We start from the raw sequence: 18070 nt of genomic DNA, 5'->3' as shown, positions 1-18070 counted from the left end.
GCCTGCCGACGAACGGGCAGGCGGATCACCCGCATGGTGTTGCTTACGGCTACTTACTACTGCACAGACGAAATCAGAGCGTTGTTCCACTCGTCCGGATGGCTGACGTTGCAGCCATCCGGCGCACCCTTGTCGCAGAAACTTTCCTCATCCTTCGTCAATTCTTCGGTCATCCCGGCCGCGACGTCCTTGGTCAACGGCCCATCGGGATTCTCGACGGTCTGCATGAGGTATTGAGTTACCGTCGTAGGTGATGACTCGATACCCTGCCTCCTGGAGCGTCGGAACCTGAGCTTTGAGTCGACCTAGAGCGACTCAGCCTTGGACTGGGTCACCCACATCTCCACGGTCTACACTGAGCCTAACTGTTGACGACGATGCGATGCTTCGGGACCGCACAAGAGGTTCAAAGTCCGCTTCCCCACTGGACCGCCCACCCCAATTATGGGGAGGATAAGACTGTGCCGGGAGGGTCCGTCGAGACTAGAATAGGGGCTGGCGCCAGTTCAATCCGTTCGTCGTTCCTTTGGCTAGGAAAACGACCCGGGGAAGGGTGGAGAAGATGTCCTTTGGGGCTCTTTGGGGTGAAGAATGTTCGGGCGATGGCTAACGGAAGCGTGGCCGAGCTGGAACAGTTAGGTTCCAACGTCTGTGCGTCCTATCTGGACGCACTGCCGGTGACCGGAGCCGCGTTATCGGCGCTCGGCGGGTCCCTACAAGAAACAACGCTGTGCGCTACTGACACCCTTTCAGGGGAACTGGATGAGTTGCAGTTCGACCTGGGGGAAGGTCCACGGTGGGCGGCTATCAGGTCTCGGACACCAATATTGATACCCCAGGTGCGTCGCGCATCCCACGAGAATTGGCCAGTGTTTGGGAAGGCCCTCCTGGCGACGGACGCGCAGGCACTCTTCGTCTTCCCGTTGGTCGTTGGTGCCATGAACATTGGCGTGGTGGAACTCTATAGTTTCGACCCCGGACCTCTCAGCAATAGCGATCTCACTGTGGCAAGCTCGCTCAGCGACAGGGCGGCGTGGTCCCTGCTGCGCAGCATACTGACGCTTGAGTCCGCCGATGACTCAGTCCAGTCCGGCTCGTTGCTCTCACGACGTGAGATACATCAGGCAACCGGCATGGTGTTGGCGCAAACCGGGGGGTCGGCTGCCGATGCACTGATGATGCTGCGAGCCCACGCGTTTGCCAGCGGATCCACGCTTCGCGCAACCTGCGACTCCGTGCTGAGCAGGCAACTGGATTTCAGTTTGCAAATAGGGTGAGCAAGTAACGCCAGATTTGTTAGCATGTGCCCATGGAAATCGAGACCCGCTCCAGCCGGGTCAGTGCAGCGTTCGTCAAGATTGCGGACACGCTCGTGGGTGACTATGACGTGTTGGAGCTGCTGCATACTCTCGTTGAAGAGTCTGTTGAATTGCTCGACGCCGCCGCCGCCGGGCTAATGCTGGCTGGCCCGGACGGCGTCCTGCAGGTGCTCGCGTCAACCAGCGAGGAAAGCCAACTGGTCGAGGCGCTGCAACAGGAATCTGGAGCAGGGCCGTGCGTTGACTGCTATGTCACCGGGGTACCCGTGACCGTCCGTGACATTGCCGGGACTGAAGATCGGTGGCCAGACTTCAGGAGGGCCGCCGCGACCCAGGGGTTCCGTTCAGTCCATGCTTTCCCAATGAGGGTGCAGGGGCGGACTATTGGCGCGATGAACCTGTTTCGGACTGAAACCGGGGAGCTGTCCGACGAAGACGTTGCGATTGGGCAGGCCTTGGCTGATGTGTCCACCATCAGCATCCTGCAGAAAAAGACGGCGTCGGAATCCGCCGTCGTCAATCAGCAACTGCAGGACGCCCTGAACAGTCGGATCGTCATTGAGCAGGCCAAGGGCATGATTGCCCACATCGATGACATTGACACTAACGAGGCATTCCGTCGACTTCGTAACCACGCCCGCTCGAACAATAAGAATCTGCGGGAGACGGCGCAAGCTGTACTGAACCGCTCTCTCACTGTCTAGTGTCGGATTCCAGGATTTCCCGCCGTTCCTGTCGGACACATCAGGTGTGAGCGGAGTGCACTGGGTGTTGCACGTCGACCTCGATCAGTTCATCGCGGCGGTCGAAGTGTTGCGTCGCCCGGAACTCGCCGGCAAACCGATCATTGTCGGGGGTAGGGGCGATCCGGCGGAACGAGCCGTGGTGTCGACCGCATCCTACGAAGCCAGGGCATTCGGCGTCGGATCGGGGATGCCCCTCCGCGTTGCCGCCAGGAAAGCACCCCAGGCGGTCATCCTGCCCGTCGACCAGGCAGCCTATCTCGCTGCGTCTGAAACGGTGATGACCACCCTGCGGGGCCAGCCGGGTGCCACAGTGCAGGTGCTGGGCTGGGATGAAGCCTTTGTTGGTATTGAGACCGACGATCCAGAAGCCTACGCCCGTCGGCTGCAAGCCGCTGTATTGGATCAAACTCGGCTCCGTTGCAGCATCGGCATCGGGGACACACTGGTTCGAGCCAAGGTCGCCACCGGTTTCGGTAAACCGGCGGGCGTCTTCCGTCTCACCGCGAAAAATTGGCTCGACGTCATGGGAACTCGACCGACGAAGGACCTTTGGGGCGTTGGCACCAAAGTCTCCGGCCGGCTGGCCAAACTCGGTATCACCACCGTGGCCGAACTTGGTGCGTCCGACCCCGAAGGTCTCGTCCCGGAGTTTGGTCCAAAAATGGGGCCCTGGTACGCGGAGCTTGGACGCGGGGACGGCACCAGCGTTGTGGATGACACTCCCTGGGTTGCCCGAGGACACAGCCGCGAAACCACCTTCCAACAGGACCTAACCGACCCAGTTCACATTAACGACGCCGTGCAGGAGCTCGCACTGCGGGTCATGACAGAGGTATCGGCCGAGGGACGGCCAGTTGTTGGCCTCACCCTCAAGGTGAGGTACGCACCGTTCTTCACCAAGACCCACGCACGGAGGATCTCTGCGACATCAGATCGAAACGAGATACTTGCGCGTACAGCGGATCTCGCAAGCGGGATCGAGGCGGGTCGTCCCATTCGACTTCTTGGTCTGCGGGCAGAAATGGCAATGCCCGACGACGCCCGCAAGGGTCACACGCACACACGAGGCGGCTGGTGAGTGGCATCCCCCAGAGGAGGCTTCAGCGCGTTCGATAGCGGGCGTAGATGAGCCCAGTGGAGAACGCACGTTCCTGAACCAACTCCAGGTCCAGTCGCACACCGGTGGGAAAGAACCGTTTGCCGCCGCCGACCACGCTGGTGGTGATGAACAGGTGATACTCATCCACCAGGCCAGCCGCAATGGCCTGGGCCGCGAGGTTTGGACCATCAACGCTGAGGTCGTGATCAGACTCGGCCTTAAGCCTGCGCACCATCTCCGGATCGAAGGTTCTCTGGATCCGGGTCTTTGTGCTGGACACCGACTCTAGTGTTGTGGAGTAAACGATCTTCTCTGCGGCCTGCCAGTCGCGGGCGTACTGCACTATATGCGGCGGCACATCCGGCTCTGCGTGTGCTGTCTCCCAGAAGACCATCGTCTCGTACATCCGCCGGCCGTAGAGGAAGGTGCGGACGGGGCGGAAGATATCCCCGATAAAAGTATGCACTTTCTGATCTTCTGCTCCTCGGCCAATGTCGCCCTTCGCTGCCTCTGCGTAACCGTCAAGCGACGTGATCATTGAGTAGATGAGCTTTGCCATCAGTCTCCTTCGCCTACGAATAGGTCTGCGCCAATCATAGGACTCCCGGTGTCCCAGAAAAGGGCACCAGGTGGGCCAATTATGGGTCCCGTTTCTGGCTGAAGCCACCGATGATGGGCCGCCACCACTGTGCAGCCGGGCTGGAGTCGATCAGGACTGTGCGGACCAGCAGGGTGAGCGGGATCGCCAGAATTGCCCCGATTGGGCCGATGACCACCGCCCAGAACAGAACGGAGACAAAGGTGACGGTCTGGCTGAGGGCGACCGCATTCCCCACGATCCTGGGTTGGATTATCGACTGCACAACGAGGTTGATCACTCCGTAGACGACGACGACCGCGACGACGGTACTCCACCCACCAACGAAAAAGCCGAACACCAGTGGAGGAGTGATTGCGATGAAGTAGCCGATGTTCGGGATGAAGCTGCAGATGAACGCCAGTAGACCCCAAAGAAAAGCGCCCGGCACACCGAGCAGCAAAAGTGCCACCCAGTTGAGAACCCCCTGGGCGATCCCCAGACCGGTGGTGGCGACCATATACTTCCGCACACCGATCGCAAAGGACTGCAGAGCCTCGACCACAGCGGGGTGTTCCGGCTCCAATTCACCGAAGACTTTCGGGATGGATGTCGCGTCCATAGCCATCAGGATGAGCGTGGTGAGGATGATGACAAGTGCGAAGGTCATGCCCGCGACCGAACCGAGGATGCCACCGACAACGGCGACAATTCTTCCCGAATCCAGATTTGAAACGGCTGCCTGGATCTGTTGTTGATCGAGCCCGGTGGCAGCCAGCATATTGGCGATCGTTTGGCCGATCTCCTGGATCTGCGAAGCGTACTGTGGCAAGAGGGCTGCGAACTGCGCGAACGCCACCACGAGCGCCGCTACGAATGCGGCAAGCAGAGCAAAGACCGCTGCAATGACGGTGCCGGTGGCGACCCCTGGGGGTGTTCCATGGCGTTCAAGCGTGAGTCGCAGCGGATGCGCACAAATTGTGAGGATCAGCGCCAGAAATACCGGGGCAAAGAACCCCTGAATGGCGGAGATGCCGAACACCGTGACCGTGGCCCCACCCAGCCCGGCGAGAATGGCCGCCGACCTGTACGACCGAGCGGATACCTCACCGGCCCGTGGTTCGGAGCGAATTTCAGTCGGTTCGGCGACAGCGAGACCGGGATCGGGCCGAATTCTTCTACGCCACCACACCATTCCGCCCTCCGGCTCCGTTGGTTTGGCCAGTATCCCTCGGGCAAATCGCTTGAGCATCACCCGATGCGGGCGATCTAGATGTTGTTGGCAGTATCCACACGGATACCAGAAAACAGCTCTGTCAACCTTTGGCCCCGCACCTGGGGCGAGCCTGTTCTGAATAAAGTGTGCATGTGTGTGCACTTAATGCTATATCTAGATGGGACAGGTCTTCAGTGCAGTTTTAATGGACAGGATTCGCATGCTTGAGGTTCTCAAGGTTGTCGCCTATCGGAGGCTGTTCACAGCACAGATTCTTGCACTCTTAGGCACGGGTTTGCTGACTGTGGCACTAGGCCTGTTGGCTTTTGATCTGGCCGGCGGGAAGGCCGGTGCGGTGTTGGGTACCGCGTTGACTATCAAAATGCTGGCCTACGTTTTCGTCGCTCCGATAATGGCTGCCCTGGTTCAGCGGTTACCCCGCAAAACGGTTCTTGTCGCGGCGGATCTGATGCGCGCGGCCATCGCTCTCGCATTACCCTTCATTGACCAGGTCTGGCAGATTTATGTGCTGGTATTCCTCCTGCAATCCGCATCCGCCACGTTCACTCCGGCATTTCAGGCTCTCATACCGGTTATTCTGCCGAAGGAGAAAGATTACACCCGAGCCCTGTCGCTCTCTCGTTTGGCCTACGATCTGGAGTCGCTGCTTAGCCCACTGATCGCTGCGGTGTTGTTGACGGTCATGAGCTACCACAACCTGTTCGTCGGGACGATGGCCGGATTCTTGCTCTCCGCGATAATTGTGCTTACCACCGCGCTGCCGCGGATACCGGCACTGGATCGAACCGGATCTCTACTACACCGGACCACTTTGGGTACGCGAATATTCCTCGGCAACCCGTCCCTCCGGGGCTTGATGGCTTTGAACCTTGTGGTGGCCTCCGGGACGGCTTTGGTGCTGGTCAATACCGTCGTCTACGCCCTGGACGTATTTGGTGGGTCTACTACTGATCTGGCTGTGGCCCTCGCCTGCTATGGCGCTGGCTCAATGGTCGTTGCGCTAGCCGCTCCACGGATCCTTGAGCGGGTGACGGACCGCACCATGATGGTTCGTGGCGGCGTTATTCTGGCGCTCGCGACCGCCGCGGCCGCGGTGATCGCCTGGACCGAACAATCCTGGCTGTTACTTCTCGCTCTGTGGATGGTACTGGGCGCGGGCACCTCAATGATCAATACGCCGTCGGCGCGGCTGCTCCGGCGCGCCGCCACCGACCGCACCCGTAGTTACCTCTTCACCGCACAGTTCTCCCTGTCACACGCCTGCTTCATCGTCACCTACCCGATCGCCGGTTGGGTTGGTGCGGGGTGGGGACAACCGGCCGCGGCAGTAGTCCTTTCTGCTCTCGCTACGCTGGGGACGGTGGCCGCGTTGCGGTTGTGGCCCGATGACCAGCACCCAGGTCCGCCTAAGGTTTCGGTTAGACAGCAGGCCCGGTAACGTGATCAATCATGAAAGCGGCCCCGCGCCGAGCCTGCATCACCCTGGCGTCCCCGACAACGTCCGCCTCGAGGCTGGCGCAGCGGTGTTCAGGATGCTTGCCGATCCGACCCGGCTGCATCTCCTGTGGATCCTCGCCCAGGCCCCGAACGACGTCAGTTCACTCGTCGACCAGACTGGCGCATCACGGACATCTGTGAGCCAGCACCTGGCGAAACTGCGGTTTTCCGGTCTGGTGACCACCCGCAAGGAGAGCCGCAACGTGGTGTACAGCATCGTCGATGGACACCTGGCCCGGCTCGTGCAGGAGGGTCTCAATCTTGCTGACCACCGGGTCACCGGCGAGCCCACCCACGGCTGAGGCCCTCTCCCCCGGATCCATTAGCGCGGCCGACCAGGGTTAGAGTTCGGCGAGCAGCTGTTCCATTTCCTGGATTTCGGCGAGCTGGGTTTCCATGATGGTCTCGGCGAGAGCAATTGCCGCAGGGTTCTCCCCGTTATCGATTTCCTCCTGGGCCATCTCCACCGCCCCGTCGTGGTGTTCAATCATGGATTCCAGGAACAACCCGACCGCGTCGTCACCCTCAGCCGCTTCCAGATCAGCCATCTGATCTTCATCCAGCATGCCGTCCATCCCACCCATCCCGCCCATCTCGTGCCCAGCCATGCCACCGTCNCGGGCATGACCGGTCGGTCCCACGCTTCGAGCCAGCCGGTCATGATATCGATCTCAGGACCCTGCGCAGCCTTGATCCTGGTGGCGAGATCGGTAATCTCAGGGCTGACGTCGTCTTTGGCAAGCATCATCTCGCTCATCTCCACCGCCTGCTGGTGGTGAGGAATCATCATCTGGGCGAACATGGCATCCGCGGGATTGTGCTCGGCGGACACCACAGCACTGGATTCGGTGGGAGTGCTCTGTTCAGCAGAGGCAGACGAGTCCGCAGCCGGGGTGCTGGTGTCACTGCTGCACCCGGCGACGCTAATAACGGCGGCAATACTTAATGCTGGCAAAGAGAGATAACGCTTCATGCTGATCTGATCCTTTTGAAATATCTGATGAATAGTCTGTAGTAGTGCCCTCGAAGGGCAGGTGCGTCGCTGAGTGAGAGCCTTAGGTGGTGAAGCGTTCGGGGCTGAGGTCGATCCTGCGCAGTAGTTGCGCGTTCAATGCGACCACGATGGTGGAAATACTCATGAGCACTGCTCCCGCCGCGGGCGAGAGCACGAAACCGGCGAAGGCCAACACGCCGGCGGCCAGGGGCACGGCGATCAAGTTGTATCCCGTCGCCCAGACCAGGTTCTGGATCATCTTCCGATAACTGGCCCGGGACAAATCGATCATCGCCAGAACTGATCGTGGATCGTTGCCTGCCAGCACCACGCCGGCGGATTCCATTGCGACGTCGGTCCCGGCGCCAATGGCAATTCCCACCTCTGCCCGGGCCAGTGCGGGGGCGTCATTCACGCCGTCGCCGACCATCGCCACTTTCAGGCCACGGGACTGCAGCTCCGCGACCTTGGAGTCCTTATCCTGCGGGAGTACGTCGGCGAAGACTTCGTCGATACCGAGTTCAGTCCCGACCGCGTCCGCCACCTGGCGTGCGTCCCCGGTAATCATCGCGACCTTCACGCCCCGGTCCTGCAACGCTTTCACCGCGGCCCGGGACTCATCCCGTACCCGGTCCTCGAGTCGCACGGCACCAAGCACGGTGCCGTCACGGACCACATGCAACACAGAAGCGCCACGGCCGATCCATTCCTGGACGGTATCTCTCATGTCCGACGGGGTCTCCAACTGCAGTTCCCTGAGCATGTTCGGGCCACCAACAATGACCTCGGTCCCGTTGACAGTGGCTCGGACACCCCGGCCGGTCATCGACGAAAAGTCGCTTCCCCGATAACCGAACACCGCCGCTTCAGGCGTGTCCATAGCTGCGTTGACGATGGCGCGTGCCACCGGGTGTTCGCTGTCGGACTCTGCCGCCGCGGCCAACGCCAACATTTCCGCATCGGACATCGTTCCGGACGTGGTGGTGGCGGTGACGGCGTGCCGGCCCTCGGTGAGAGTGCCGGTCTTATCGAACAGCACTATGTCGACAGTGCGCATGCGCTCCAACGCCATCCTGTTCTTGATCAACACACCCGCCTTCGCCGCGCGCTCCGTCGAAATCGCGATCACCAGGGGAATCGCCAAACCAAGCGCATGCGGGCAAGCGATAACCAGGACCGTGACCGTGCGGATGACCGCATCATCGGGGCTACCCAGCAGGATCCACGCGATGAAAGTGAGGATGCCAGCGACCAGGGCAAAGTAAAACAACAAGGCAGCGGCCCTGTCAGCGAGGGCCTGCGCTTTCGACGACGAGGCTTGCGCCTCAGCGACCAGACGCTGAATTCCGGCCAGAGTGGTATCGGCTCCGACGGCGGTCACCCGCACCCGGACCGCGTTGTCGGTTGCCACAGTTCCCGCGACCACCACCTCCCCGACCGTGCGTTGCACGGTGCGGGATTCGCCGGTGATCATCGCCTCATCGAACTCGGCCACACCGTCAACGATCTCGCCATCTGCGGGTACCCGTGCGCCTGACCGGACCAAAACGACGTCGCCGGTGGCCAGCGAGCTCACGGAGACGGTTTCGATTCCCGTGTCGGTGACTTTATCTGCCTCATCGGGCAGCAGCGCGGCCAACGCATCCAAAGCCCCCGCTGCGGATCCGAGGGCACGCATTTCCATCCAGTGCCCCAACAACATGATGACCACCAGCAGGGCCAGCTCCCACCAGAAGTCCAGATTGAAATCTCCAATCCCCAGGGTGGTCACCCAGGATGCGATGAAGGCGACGCTGATGGCCATCGCAATCAGCAACATCATCCCCGGTTGCCGGGTCCGTAGTTCGGTGATCCCGCCCTTGAGGAACGGGGCACCGCCATAGAAGAAGATGATGGTACCCAGAATCGGTGAGATCCACATCGCGCCGGGGAAATCCGGCGGCGTGTAGCCGACGATCATGGCGAACATATGGCTGAACAACACCACCGGAACACTCAAGACCAAACTCAACCAGAACTTGTTCTTAAACATTGCGGTGGAATGCCCCGCATGCTCCCCATGAGAATGCACCTCATGGTCCTCGCCCTTTTTCACCTTCGGAGTTGATTCTGCAGCTGGAGTACTGGACATGATGGTCCCCTAACAAACGCAATGGTGTCATTTAGAAGTCAACGGGTGCAGCGCCCGGCAGTCATTCCGCGGGCTACAGCCGCATCAAAAGACCTTCAAGGAGTAAGCGGCCCTCTTGGGGCTCGGACTTCCCGCTCGGTACCCTGACACTATACCCCCTAGGGGTATTGGTCAAGGATGAGCTGCGGCATTGTGATCGCCGTTTCGCATCCGTAGCGCGACGACAAGTCCCGAGAGTGCGGTGACGAGCGCGACGACCGCCACAGCAGCCGGAATACCGTAAGCGTCCGCGATGACGCCGGAGAGAAGGGCCCCGACGGCGAAGCCACCGTCGCGCCACAACCGGTAAACCCCCACCGAGCGGGCCCTCCACTCGGGGTGCGCGACATCGCCTATCGCAGCCAGCAATGTGGGGTAGACCATCGCGGTGCCTGCACCAAGCAGGATGACGGCGGCAAGCCAGGTTCCGAAGCCAGTTCCAGCAGCGACCATGACCAAGGCGACTGCTTGAACCAGCATCCCCGCGACAATCAAGGGCTTGCGGCCGATTCGATCTGACAAACCGCCAGTGATCAATTGCCCGGCACCCCAGACAGCTGGATAGACGGCAGCAAGAATACCGATACGTTCAAGACCCAGACCCGCTGTGGCGAAAAGGATGGGAAACAGCCCCCAGGCGAGACCATCGTTCAGGTTATTCACCATGCCGGCCTGGCTCACTGAGGACAGGGATTTGTCCCGGAAACTCGTCAGGGTGAAGACGGCACGGCTGCTCAGCCCTGCTTCGGTGCCGGCATGGACGCTGACATGCCGAGCCGCTTCGGCTTTGGCGTGGTGATGGGTTTCGCGGATGGTCAGGGCGGATAGCCCCAGCCCAAGAGCAATGAAGACGGCACCCAGCAGGAACGGTCCGGGACGTAACCCATAGGTCGATGCTATGTAGCCGGTGGCCAGTGCTGCTCCCGCGACGCCGAGGTAGCCAGCCGCTTCGTTCAGGCCCATCGCCAGTCCTCGGCGTTCGGGACCCACCAGGTCCATTTTCATCATGACGGTGATTGACCAGGTTAGGCCCTGGCTGATGCCGAGGACGACGTTGGCTGCCACAATCCACCCCCAGGACGGCCCGAAGATCAGCAGGAGTGGGACCGGCAACGCGATCAGCCAGCCGGAAATGAGGACGGGTTTGCGCCCGTAGCGGTCTGCGAGAGTGCCGGCAAAATAGTTGGTTGCAGCCTTCGCGAGACCGAACGCGAGAATATAGGTCAGCGCGGAGGTGTAGAGCTCGAGGTGGAAGACCTTCTCGGCCAGCAGGGGCAGCACCGTCCGCTCCTGGCCAAGAGTGCCACCCACCAGGGCATTGACTGCGACGAGGAGCATGAACTGCGCCAAATTCTGCCGCAATCCCAGCTCTATTGCAGCGCCCTGTTTAGGTGGCGACGAGTTTCTGCCGGGTTTCACGGATATTCTCCTGTCACGGACCGATGGCCGAGGTTAAATGCTGTGGCGGCGACCGGAATGACCGTGCCGCCGCCACAGCTCAAGGACTGAGCTGGCTCTGTTTACTTGGCGGAAACAGTTTCCTGCTGCTTCCAGCTGGCCCATCCCGCGTAGCTTCCGTCGAGTTCGACGACGTCGTACCCTGCGCGACGAAGGCCGCTGGCCGCCACGGAGTTCCGCACTCCGGACTGGCAGTACGTGACAATGGTTCCTTCACCTGGCAGTTCATCCAGGTGCCACATAGCACGGCCACCGCTGAGCTGGTGCGAGCCGGGGATGTGCCCGGCAGTGTGTTCGGTGCGGTTGCGGACATCCAGCACCATGGCGGCGTCGAAATCGTCCAATTCCGCAGGCTGGATCAGCTTCGGGGTGTTCGTGGGAAGCCCGTCAATGCTGGTGACGTAGCCGCCAACCTTGTCGATGCCTACCCGGACCAGGTGATCCCACATGTCCTGCGCCATTTCTTGATCGGCGGCCAGAAGCACCAGCGGATTCTTGTCCGTTTCCGGGTTGACCACCCATGCTCCGTAGCTTGCCACTGACTTGCCGGCAGGAACGTTCAGGGAGCGGGCAACCGTGCCCTCATGCACCTCGGTATGTGACCGGGTGTCGATGAAGGTGACCTGATCGTCGGCTAGCTTTGCGGCGACGTCGGCGATGCTCAGCTCCGTCAAGGGTGCTCGCTGGCCCATGACTACTGGACCTTCACGATTCTCCCTCTTCATTCGACCGAAGTAGGCGTGAGCATCGGGCTGTCCATCAAGCAGTTCGTCGATGAAGCCCTGTTCGTCATTGGCCGCGAGATACGGTCCCCACCAGGCGTACAGGCGCTCGTATCCCACAGTGGAAGACGGGATTGCCCCGAGGGCCTTACCGCAGGCACTGCCGGCACCGTGGGCAGGGTGGACCTGGACATAGTCGGGCAGGGTCAGAAACTTATCCCGCAGGCTGGTGAACAACTGCTTGGCACCCTCGAATCGGGTATCAACGCCGCCCGCTGCCTCATCCAGCAGATCGGGGCGCCCCAAATCTCCCGAGAATACAAAGTCCCCCGACAGCAGGAAGCCGGGTTCGGAGCTGAAAGCTCCGTCGGTCACCAGGAAGGACAGGTGCTCCGGGGTGTGGCCAGGGGTATGAACGGCCTTGATGGTGATGTTGCCGATGACAATTTTGTCGCCGTCGTAGAGCCGTTCGCCGTCAAATTCGTACTGCCAGTCGGGGCCACCTTCACCGGAGACGTAAATCTTTGCACCAGTGGCGGCGGCGAGTTCGCGGGTACCTGAGAGGTAGTCGGCATGGATGTGGGTTTCAGTGACGGCGATGATCTCCATGCCGTTCTTTTTGGCCAGATCCTGGTAGACGGCAATGTCGCGGCGGCCGTCGACAACTACCGCGGTGCCGTTGGCCTGGCAGCCAATCAGGTAGCTGGCCTGTGCGAGGTCTTCATCGTAAATACGCTCGATAAGCATCTGCTGATCTCCTTCGTTCGTGGTCTTGATCTATTACTACTGTAATACCCCTAGGGGTATATGGCAAAGCAACATTCTTCTATGCTTCACGCTCAGAGGCCCGCCCCCATGGCGGCCACCGGCGGAATGGGTTAGGTAGTCGGAAGACCGGCCTTGGTCCAGGCAGACATTCCACCGGCCATCGTGTCGGCGGTAAACCCTGCGCCGTTCAGCGCGTCGGCAACCCGGGCGGAGCGGTTGCCGCTCCGGCACACCGCGATCACATGAACCGAGGGATTCAGTTCGGACAGTCGCGCCTGCAACTCGCCCATCGGGATATGCAACGCCCCGGGGATCATGCCCTCGGCTACCTCAAAATCTTCCCGAACATCGAGGATGATCGACTCTGAACGGCGTTGGTCGGCCTCGTTGATGGTGATTTCAGCCATGGTTTTCTCCTTCAATAGTTCATTAGGGTGTGGCAGCGGTCAGGTCTTGCCCGCCGAACGATTGGATTGCGGGTGGGCCCACAGGTCTCGCCTGGCGTGGGCTGTGATTCAGGCGGGCGACGGGGCCTTCTCGCGTCGTGGCCCGTCAGGCTTGCGAAGGGGACACGATTTGAGGAAGAACCAGCAAGCCACAACCCCGACTGCCGCGAGTGCGGCAACCCCAGCAACAAAGAACCACCGCAAGTCAGCGGGTGCCTGCTGAATGAGTACAAACGTGCCCATTGCCAGAACGAACCACCCAAACGCCTTCCGCAGCGCCACCTCGGGAATTCGCCCGGCCAGTCTGGAGCCAATTAGGGTGCCCACGACGGCCGCCGCGGTCACGGCCAGGGTGATACCCCAGTCGATCTGCACCGTCGTCAGATACCCAGCGAGTCCGGCGAAGGACTTCATGGCGATGACGACGAGCGAGGTACCGACGGCAATCGACATCGGCAAGCCACCGAGCAATGCCAACGCTGGAACGACGAGGAATCCGCCGCCTGCGCCGACTAGTCCAGTCACAAGCCCCACAACAGCCCCATCCAGCAGCACTCTGCCGATAGGAAGTTCGTGCTTGACTGGCTCACCGCTGTCCGTCGATTTTTTCTTACGTCCGCGAAGCATCGCTACGGAGGTGGCGACCATCATGAGCGCAAAGGCAATGAGCAGGATCTGCCCCGGGATTTGGCCACCTAGGAGACCGCCGGCAAATGCACCGACCATTCCGGCCGCGCCAAAGATCAAGCCGGTTCGCCACATCACCCTCCCCCCACGGGCATGACTGATGACACTGACCGCTGACGTGACGCCGACGACGAAAAGGGAAGCGGCGATAGCCTCCTTGGCCTCAAACCCGGCGACGTAGACCAGGATTGGGACGGTGAGGATCGATCCGCCGCCACCCAGCACGCCGAGGGAGAGCCCGATCACCACAGAGAGGGCCAGAACCAGGACCAGGGTGGTGGTCATGAGGCTGCGGTCTCATCTCCGGCGTTAGCAACGGGAAGAGTCAGTATGGCACTTTCGCGTGTGGGATCAACAGCGGCCCTGTTCCACGGCATCGTCGAGATGGCTTTACCCATCGCACAGGTGTTGGTTGCGGCCGAGAAGGTGAGACCAGTGCCAATGACACCGGCCAACAAACGGATTTTCGGTGATACGAATTTACCTCCAGTGAGGCCCACCATCACCAGGGAACCTGCTGCGAGACGGACCTGGCGCTCTAGATCCCAGCGGTCCTTACCCTTGACTACATCTCCACCGGCGGCAGCAAATCCTGGAACACCACCGGTCAGTACATAAGCGGTGTCAATACCTGAGGTTGCTAGCCGCTGGCGGGCCTGTTCGGCGCGGATGCCGGAATGACAGACCAGCACGACGCGTGAGGCCAGGCGGGCTGCAAGCTCATCGGTGTGCTCTGACAGCAACGGCAGCGGCACGTTGTAGGAGCCGCGGATATGCATGGACTCAAATTCGGCGGCGGAGCGGACGTCGATCACGACGAGGTCCTGATGCTCTGTCGCCCATTCACGCAGAGTCCCCGGATCAAGTGCTGTGATGGAAGTGGACGTGGAAACAGGAGTCATGTGTGCCTCTCAAAAGGATGTACTGGATACCCCACCGAGTATTGCAGATACCCCATGGGTATGCAAAACACCCCAGGGGGTATACGATGGATCGTACACAATCTAAGCCCTTGGAGATCTCATGCAACTTGATTCGACTGAACTAGCGCCGGTCGTCAACAGACTTAAACGTGCGCAGGGTCAGCTCGCTGCTGTTACGCGCATGCTTGAGGAGAGCAAGGACTGCAAGGACATCGTGACGCAGCTGGCCGCCGTTTCCAAGGCACTCGATAGGGCGGGCTTCGCTATTATTGCCAGCGGTCTCGAGCAGTGCATCGTTCGCGAGGACGCCACGATGGACAGGAAAGAACTCGAGAAGCTTTTCCTCTCCCTCGCCTAACCGGCATGATCTTCCCTTGGGAGAAAGCTTCCGCACATGCTTTCGCCTCAGGCGTTGCGAGTCCCGCTGCCTTCGCCTCTGGAATCACAGGCACTCATAAGTCAGCAGCGAAGAGCGCATCCTCAGCCGCGCGGGTCAGGGAACGAATTAGCTGGATCTGATCGGCTTCACTACCGTCACCGGTGTTCTTGGTATAGATCACCAGGGCTACAGTGGAATCGCCATGGGTCAGGAGTGCAGCATCGTGAAGATCTGAACCTATCAGTCCGTACTTATGATGCACGGTGACCTCCGGACTGGCTCCTGCAGGGATTAGTTCTTCATTGTTCGTTTCCTGCATGTAGCCCAGCAACTGAGCTGTATTCTCCCGGTTCAGCAGTTCTCCCTCATGAAGCATTGTCAGCACCCGCGCCATATCCGCGGTGGTAAGCAGATTTTCCTCGGGATCATAGGCAACACCAAGGGACTCGGCATAGTCAGTCAGTTCCGGATAACCGACCGACTGCATCAGGAGCAACCAGGCATTGTTGTCACTGTTGTTGACCATGTCCTGGATCTGGAAGCCCGCGTCTTCTTTGCCCAGGTTTTCATCGAGACTGGCTTCGCCGTCTTCGACTGAATGGTAGAAGGCTGCAGCCGTAATGATCTTTGCCGTGCTGGCAGCAAAGAACGCTGACTCTTCCCCGAAAAGTCGTGCATTATCGCCGGAAGTGTCGGCTATCGCGACCCCGACGCGGTAGTCACCTGCGGCGTCAAGGATCGCTGTGATGTCTTCATCAAGTGACTCGGGTGCTTCCGCTACGGGGGCCGACGGACGCTCCGCTGAACGTTCAGCATCCGTCGGGAGCATATCGGCGGCAGAGGGTATAGCCGTCGAGGTTTCTTCGGGAGCCATGTCCGTCGGCTTCCCTGTCGCCGGAGCGCAGCCAGCACCGGCCACCAACAATACAAGTGCAGGCAAGAACGCAAACTTCTTCGTGGTGACCTCCCAGGTGGTTCGATCTTGTCATGGCCGGTACGACGCGCCGGCATCTCAACAAACCGATATTTGGCGTCTTTTTGACCTCCGGCAACACCTTGCATTCAGTGTCTCGCCTGTTACGAGCGTCCCACAGACCACCGCAGGGACAAGAACCAGTGTGCGGGTCAACCGTAGATATGAACCCTTCCAGCGGTGTCGTCGGCCGCAATCCAGCTCAATGGAGTCCGCAGCAGGGGTGGGGCGACGGACCGAGTGCGCTCCTTATGGGAGCGACACTTCGCAACCTTGGAGGGGTGTACTCACTAGCTGCTTGCAAAGCCTGGGAAGGGGATCTCCATTCCTGACCTTTCTGTCTTCCATTGAGCAACATCGTCATACCTGTGTGCAACAGTCGGCGTATTTGGTAGTCAATCTGACTAGACTTTTAGTTATCCGGATGTCAACCTTGGTCATCCTGACCGCGCCTATTGAGGAGAACCATGGCCATCAACAAAGATCAACGTCCGATCAGGGATGCTATTGATCGCGCTGTCCTCGAAGCACTCGACGCTGACCCTCGAATGACCGTGCTGGCCATCGCGCACCGCACAGGGTTGGCCCGCGGCACGGTCCAGGCGCGCCTGGAGCGCTACGAGTCACAAGGTGCCCTGCGGGATAACAGCGTGCGCATCGTGCCAGAGGCCCTCGGCCTGTTCATATCAGCGCATGTAGCCGCAGAGCTTGACCAGCACAGGATCGATGTTGCCGTTGAAGGGCTCCGCGCCATTCCAGAAATTGTCGAATGTCTTGCACCCGCAGGAGAAACGGACCTTCTCTGCCGGGTTGTCGCTCGCGACCCGGACGACCTCTACCGAGTGTCAGAAGAGATTCGCCTCTGCCCCGGAATCCTGCGAACCAGAACCAGCATGTTTCTTCGCCAGCCCATCCCCTACCGGATGAGTCCGCTGCTTGCGACGCTGGGTGGCTAACCAACGGATCGGTACAGCGGTTCCGCTGCGCTTCATGCCTGGTGACTGTCTACGTTCCCTATTGCTGCCCTTGCTGCTGCAGGAGGTCGGCGTGGTGAAGCGCGGCAACGTTTGGGTGGGCCCGCAACCGATAGCGCAGAGCATTATCCCCATAGGTTTCAAGGATTGGGCTGTTGGTCGGGTCCACCGACAGCCCCTGGGCCTTGGCGTGAAACTGCGGGCTCATGCGCAGTGCGGGCATGGTGGCATCCAGCGCCGGATTGTAGAAGAAGGGCAGGGAAATCCTGTCGGTTCCGGTACCAGGTGAGATGACACGGTGCAGTGTCGCTTTGAGGTAGCCGTTTGTCGCCAATTCGAGCATTTCACCGATGTTGACCACGAACGTTCCAGGGACCTGAGGTACGTCGATCCACTCTCCTTGGTATTCGACCTGGAGTCCGCCCTTTCCCGGTTCCACCAGGAGCAGTGTGAGCACTCCGCCGTCGCGGTGCGACCCGACGCCTTGTTTCGGCTCGTTGCCGGACTCCCCCGGGTAACGCACGATTTTCAGCATCGGGAAGGCGCTTGAACCAAAGGCTTCATCGAAACTGTCCTCCGGTGCACCGAGAGACACAGCAAGCGCCCGTAAAAGGTCGAGGGAGATGGCACTCAGTCGCTGTGTCCACTCAGAGACGATCTTCCGCATCTCGGGCAATTCAGCCGGCCACAAATTGGGGCCTTCCAACCGCCAGTAGTCAGCGACCCCTGCCGCCGGTTCCACAGCGTTACGCTCGACGCCAATGTCGATCTGCTCTCGCCAGTCCACCGCCCGATCAGTCAATTCGGCGCCCATCCTGGTGTAGCCACGAAACTGGGGGCTATGAACGTTCTCCAGCTCCAGTTTTTGCTCCTCCGACAAGTCGAAGAAGCGTCTGGAGGTAGCGAGCATGGCGTCAGTGAGCTCCTGCGGGATGCCATGGCCTGCCAGGTACAGGAATCCGACCTCGTGCATCGCATTGCGCAGATCGTCCCGGAAGTCCGATGCCTCCTCGGGCCCTGCGTTCAGCTGAGAGTAATCCAGGACGGGCAGTGATTCGAGTGACAAGTTCTTATAGTCCTTTACAACGCGTTTCGGAAACC

The 18070-nt window shown here is 60.3% G+C and carries 20 protein-coding genes; 7 read left to right on the top strand and 13 right to left on the bottom strand.

All coding sequences use genetic code 11. The features are described 5' to 3' along the window. Positions 1-56 precede the first annotated feature (56 nt). Complete coding sequence (locus tag K728_RS20805) at positions 57-227, bottom strand: hypothetical protein (protein ID WP_156911119.1); 171 nt, start codon at positions 225-227, stop codon at positions 57-59. Between the two features lie 375 nt (positions 228-602). On the opposite strand from K728_RS20805, the gene K728_RS0100955 reads away from it, so the two are divergent. The 3 genes from K728_RS0100955 to K728_RS0100945 are packed head-to-tail and all read left to right on the top strand — an operon-like array spanning position 603 to position 3143. Then, the gene (locus K728_RS0100955) at positions 603-1277 is read left to right on the top strand and encodes a GAF and ANTAR domain-containing protein (protein WP_237742065.1); all 675 of its coding nucleotides are present in this window, start codon (positions 603-605) and stop codon (positions 1275-1277) included. A gap of 32 nt (positions 1278-1309) precedes the next feature. Further along, positions 1310-2023, top strand: a complete 714-nt coding sequence (locus tag K728_RS0100950) for a GAF and ANTAR domain-containing protein (protein WP_024475562.1) — start codon at positions 1310-1312, stop codon at positions 2021-2023. A 46-nt stretch (positions 2024-2069) separates the two neighbouring features. Continuing rightward, positions 2070-3143, top strand: a complete 1074-nt coding sequence (locus K728_RS0100945) for a DNA polymerase IV (protein WP_443110897.1) — start codon at positions 2070-2072, stop codon at positions 3141-3143. A 22-nt stretch (positions 3144-3165) separates the two neighbouring features. On the opposite strand, the gene K728_RS0100940 is transcribed toward K728_RS0100945, so the two are convergent. Together K728_RS0100940 and K728_RS0100935 are read right to left on the bottom strand one after the other, a co-directional pair. After that, entirely contained in the window at positions 3166-3723 is a 558-nt protein-coding gene (locus K728_RS0100940) for a dihydrofolate reductase family protein (protein ID WP_024475560.1), read from the bottom strand. A gap of 79 nt (positions 3724-3802) precedes the next feature. Then, positions 3803-4993, bottom strand: coding sequence for an AI-2E family transporter (locus tag K728_RS0100935; RefSeq protein ID WP_237742064.1), 1191 nt, complete (start codon positions 4991-4993; stop codon positions 3803-3805). Between the two features lie 184 nt (positions 4994-5177). Between K728_RS0100935 and K728_RS0100930 the strand changes: the two genes are divergently transcribed. Continuing rightward, positions 5178-6416: an MFS transporter gene (locus K728_RS0100930; RefSeq protein WP_024475558.1), complete on the top strand. Its 1239-nt coding sequence runs from the start codon at positions 5178-5180 to the stop codon at positions 6414-6416. 1 nt (position 6417) lies between these two features. Further along, positions 6418-6777: an ArsR/SmtB family transcription factor gene (locus K728_RS0100925; RefSeq protein ID WP_019481403.1), complete on the top strand. Its 360-nt coding sequence runs from the start codon at positions 6418-6420 to the stop codon at positions 6775-6777. Positions 6778-6816: 39 nt separating this feature from the next. Here K728_RS0100925 and K728_RS22440 read toward each other — a convergent pair whose 3' ends face one another. The 8 genes from K728_RS22440 to K728_RS0100885 form a co-directional block, all read right to left on the bottom strand. Next, positions 6817-7041, bottom strand: coding sequence for a DUF305 domain-containing protein (locus tag K728_RS22440; RefSeq protein ID WP_337587476.1), 225 nt, complete (start codon positions 7039-7041; stop codon positions 6817-6819). Beyond that, a complete protein-coding gene (locus K728_RS22775) occupies positions 6963-7223 on the bottom strand; it encodes a DUF305 domain-containing protein (RefSeq protein WP_443110899.1) in 261 nt (86 codons plus the stop codon). The genes K728_RS22440 and K728_RS22775 overlap by 79 nt, the downstream gene beginning before the upstream one ends. 307 nt (positions 7224-7530) lie before the next feature. Next, complete coding sequence (locus K728_RS0100910; RefSeq protein ID WP_237742063.1) at positions 7531-9600, bottom strand: heavy metal translocating P-type ATPase; 2070 nt, start codon at positions 9598-9600, stop codon at positions 7531-7533. 171 nt (positions 9601-9771) lie between these two features. Then, positions 9772-10977 carry an MFS transporter gene (locus K728_RS0100905; protein ID WP_035746658.1) on the bottom strand — a complete coding sequence of 402 codons (1206 nt, stop codon included), beginning with the start codon at positions 10975-10977 and terminating at the stop codon, positions 9772-9774. A 182-nt stretch (positions 10978-11159) separates the two neighbouring features. Beyond that, on the bottom strand, positions 11160-12566 hold the full coding sequence (locus tag K728_RS0100900; RefSeq protein ID WP_019482222.1) for an MBL fold metallo-hydrolase: 1407 nt from the start codon (positions 12564-12566) through the stop codon (positions 11160-11162). A 131-nt stretch (positions 12567-12697) separates the two neighbouring features. Further along, positions 12698-12994 (bottom strand): rhodanese-like domain-containing protein, encoded by a 297-nt coding sequence (locus K728_RS0100895; RefSeq protein ID WP_024475554.1) that lies wholly within the window; start codon positions 12992-12994, stop codon positions 12698-12700. Positions 12995-13102: 108 nt separating this feature from the next. Further along, positions 13103-14005, bottom strand: coding sequence for a sulfite exporter TauE/SafE family protein (locus tag K728_RS0100890; RefSeq protein ID WP_019482224.1), 903 nt, complete (start codon positions 14003-14005; stop codon positions 13103-13105). Then, positions 14002-14622 carry a rhodanese-like domain-containing protein gene (locus K728_RS0100885; RefSeq protein WP_024475553.1) on the bottom strand — a complete coding sequence of 207 codons (621 nt, stop codon included), beginning with the start codon at positions 14620-14622 and terminating at the stop codon, positions 14002-14004. Before K728_RS0100885 ends, K728_RS0100890 begins: the two co-directional genes overlap by 4 nt. Before the next feature lie 121 nt (positions 14623-14743). Here K728_RS0100885 and K728_RS0100880 point away from each other — a divergent pair, with 121 nt between their 5' ends. Then, complete coding sequence (locus K728_RS0100880) at positions 14744-15001, top strand: metal-sensitive transcriptional regulator (RefSeq protein ID WP_019482226.1); 258 nt, start codon at positions 14744-14746, stop codon at positions 14999-15001. A 94-nt stretch (positions 15002-15095) separates the two neighbouring features. On the opposite strand, the gene K728_RS0100875 is transcribed toward K728_RS0100880, so the two are convergent. Continuing rightward, positions 15096-15962 (bottom strand): serine hydrolase, encoded by an 867-nt coding sequence (locus tag K728_RS0100875; RefSeq protein ID WP_237742062.1) that lies wholly within the window; start codon positions 15960-15962, stop codon positions 15096-15098. A 500-nt stretch (positions 15963-16462) separates the two neighbouring features. On the opposite strand from K728_RS0100875, the gene K728_RS0100870 reads away from it, so the two are divergent. Beyond that, positions 16463-16951 (top strand): Lrp/AsnC family transcriptional regulator, encoded by a 489-nt coding sequence (locus K728_RS0100870; protein ID WP_019482228.1) that lies wholly within the window; start codon positions 16463-16465, stop codon positions 16949-16951. A gap of 58 nt (positions 16952-17009) precedes the next feature. Here the strand turns inward: K728_RS0100870 and K728_RS0100865 are convergent, their stop codons facing one another. Continuing rightward, a complete protein-coding gene (locus K728_RS0100865; RefSeq protein ID WP_019482229.1) occupies positions 17010-18035 on the bottom strand; it encodes an isopenicillin N synthase family dioxygenase in 1026 nt (341 codons plus the stop codon). Positions 18036-18070: the final 35 nt, after the last annotated feature.

Source organism: Arthrobacter sp. CAL618 (assembly GCF_000468215.1).
GTDB lineage: Bacteria > Actinomycetota > Actinomycetes > Actinomycetales > Micrococcaceae > Arthrobacter_D.
Note: the sequence above shows the minus strand (reverse complement) of the source record. Positions and strands in the feature narration are given on the sequence as shown.

Bases quoted from the DNA above. Each gene is read 5' to 3' on its own strand.
- K728_RS20805 (WP_156911119.1), bottom strand. From the start codon at position 227: ATGCAGACCGTCGAGAATCCCGATGGGCCGTTGACCAAGGACGTCGCG.
- K728_RS0100955 (WP_237742065.1), top strand. From the start codon at position 603: ATGGCTAACGGAAGCGTGGCCGAGCTGGAACAGTTAGGTTCCAACGTC.
- K728_RS0100950 (WP_024475562.1), top strand. From the start codon at position 1,310: ATGGAAATCGAGACCCGCTCCAGCCGGGTCAGTGCAGCGTTCGTCAAG.
- K728_RS0100940 (WP_024475560.1), bottom strand. From the start codon at position 3,723: ATGGCAAAGCTCATCTACTCAATGATCACGTCGCTTGACGGTTACGCA.
- K728_RS0100935 (WP_237742064.1), bottom strand. From the start codon at position 4,993: ATGCTCAAGCGATTTGCCCGAGGGATACTGGCCAAACCAACGGAGCCG.
- K728_RS0100930 (WP_024475558.1), top strand. From the start codon at position 5,178: ATGCTTGAGGTTCTCAAGGTTGTCGCCTATCGGAGGCTGTTCACAGCA.
- K728_RS22440 (WP_337587476.1), bottom strand. From the start codon at position 7,041: ATGCTGGATGAAGATCAGATGGCTGATCTGGAAGCGGCTGAGGGTGAC.
- K728_RS0100910 (WP_237742063.1), bottom strand. From the start codon at position 9,600: ATGTCCAGTACTCCAGCTGCAGAATCAACTCCGAAGGTGAAAAAGGGC.
- K728_RS0100905 (WP_035746658.1), bottom strand. From the start codon at position 10,977: ATGCTCCTCGTCGCAGTCAATGCCCTGGTGGGTGGCACTCTTGGCCAG.
- K728_RS0100900 (WP_019482222.1), bottom strand. From the start codon at position 12,566: ATGCTTATCGAGCGTATTTACGATGAAGACCTCGCACAGGCCAGCTAC.
- K728_RS0100895 (WP_024475554.1), bottom strand. From the start codon at position 12,994: ATGGCTGAAATCACCATCAACGAGGCCGACCAACGCCGTTCAGAGTCG.
- K728_RS0100890 (WP_019482224.1), bottom strand. From the start codon at position 14,005: ATGACCACCACCCTGGTCCTGGTTCTGGCCCTCTCTGTGGTGATCGGG.
- K728_RS0100885 (WP_024475553.1), bottom strand. From the start codon at position 14,622: ATGACTCCTGTTTCCACGTCCACTTCCATCACAGCACTTGATCCGGGG.
- K728_RS0100880 (WP_019482226.1), top strand. From the start codon at position 14,744: ATGCAACTTGATTCGACTGAACTAGCGCCGGTCGTCAACAGACTTAAA.
- K728_RS0100870 (WP_019482228.1), top strand. From the start codon at position 16,463: ATGGCCATCAACAAAGATCAACGTCCGATCAGGGATGCTATTGATCGC.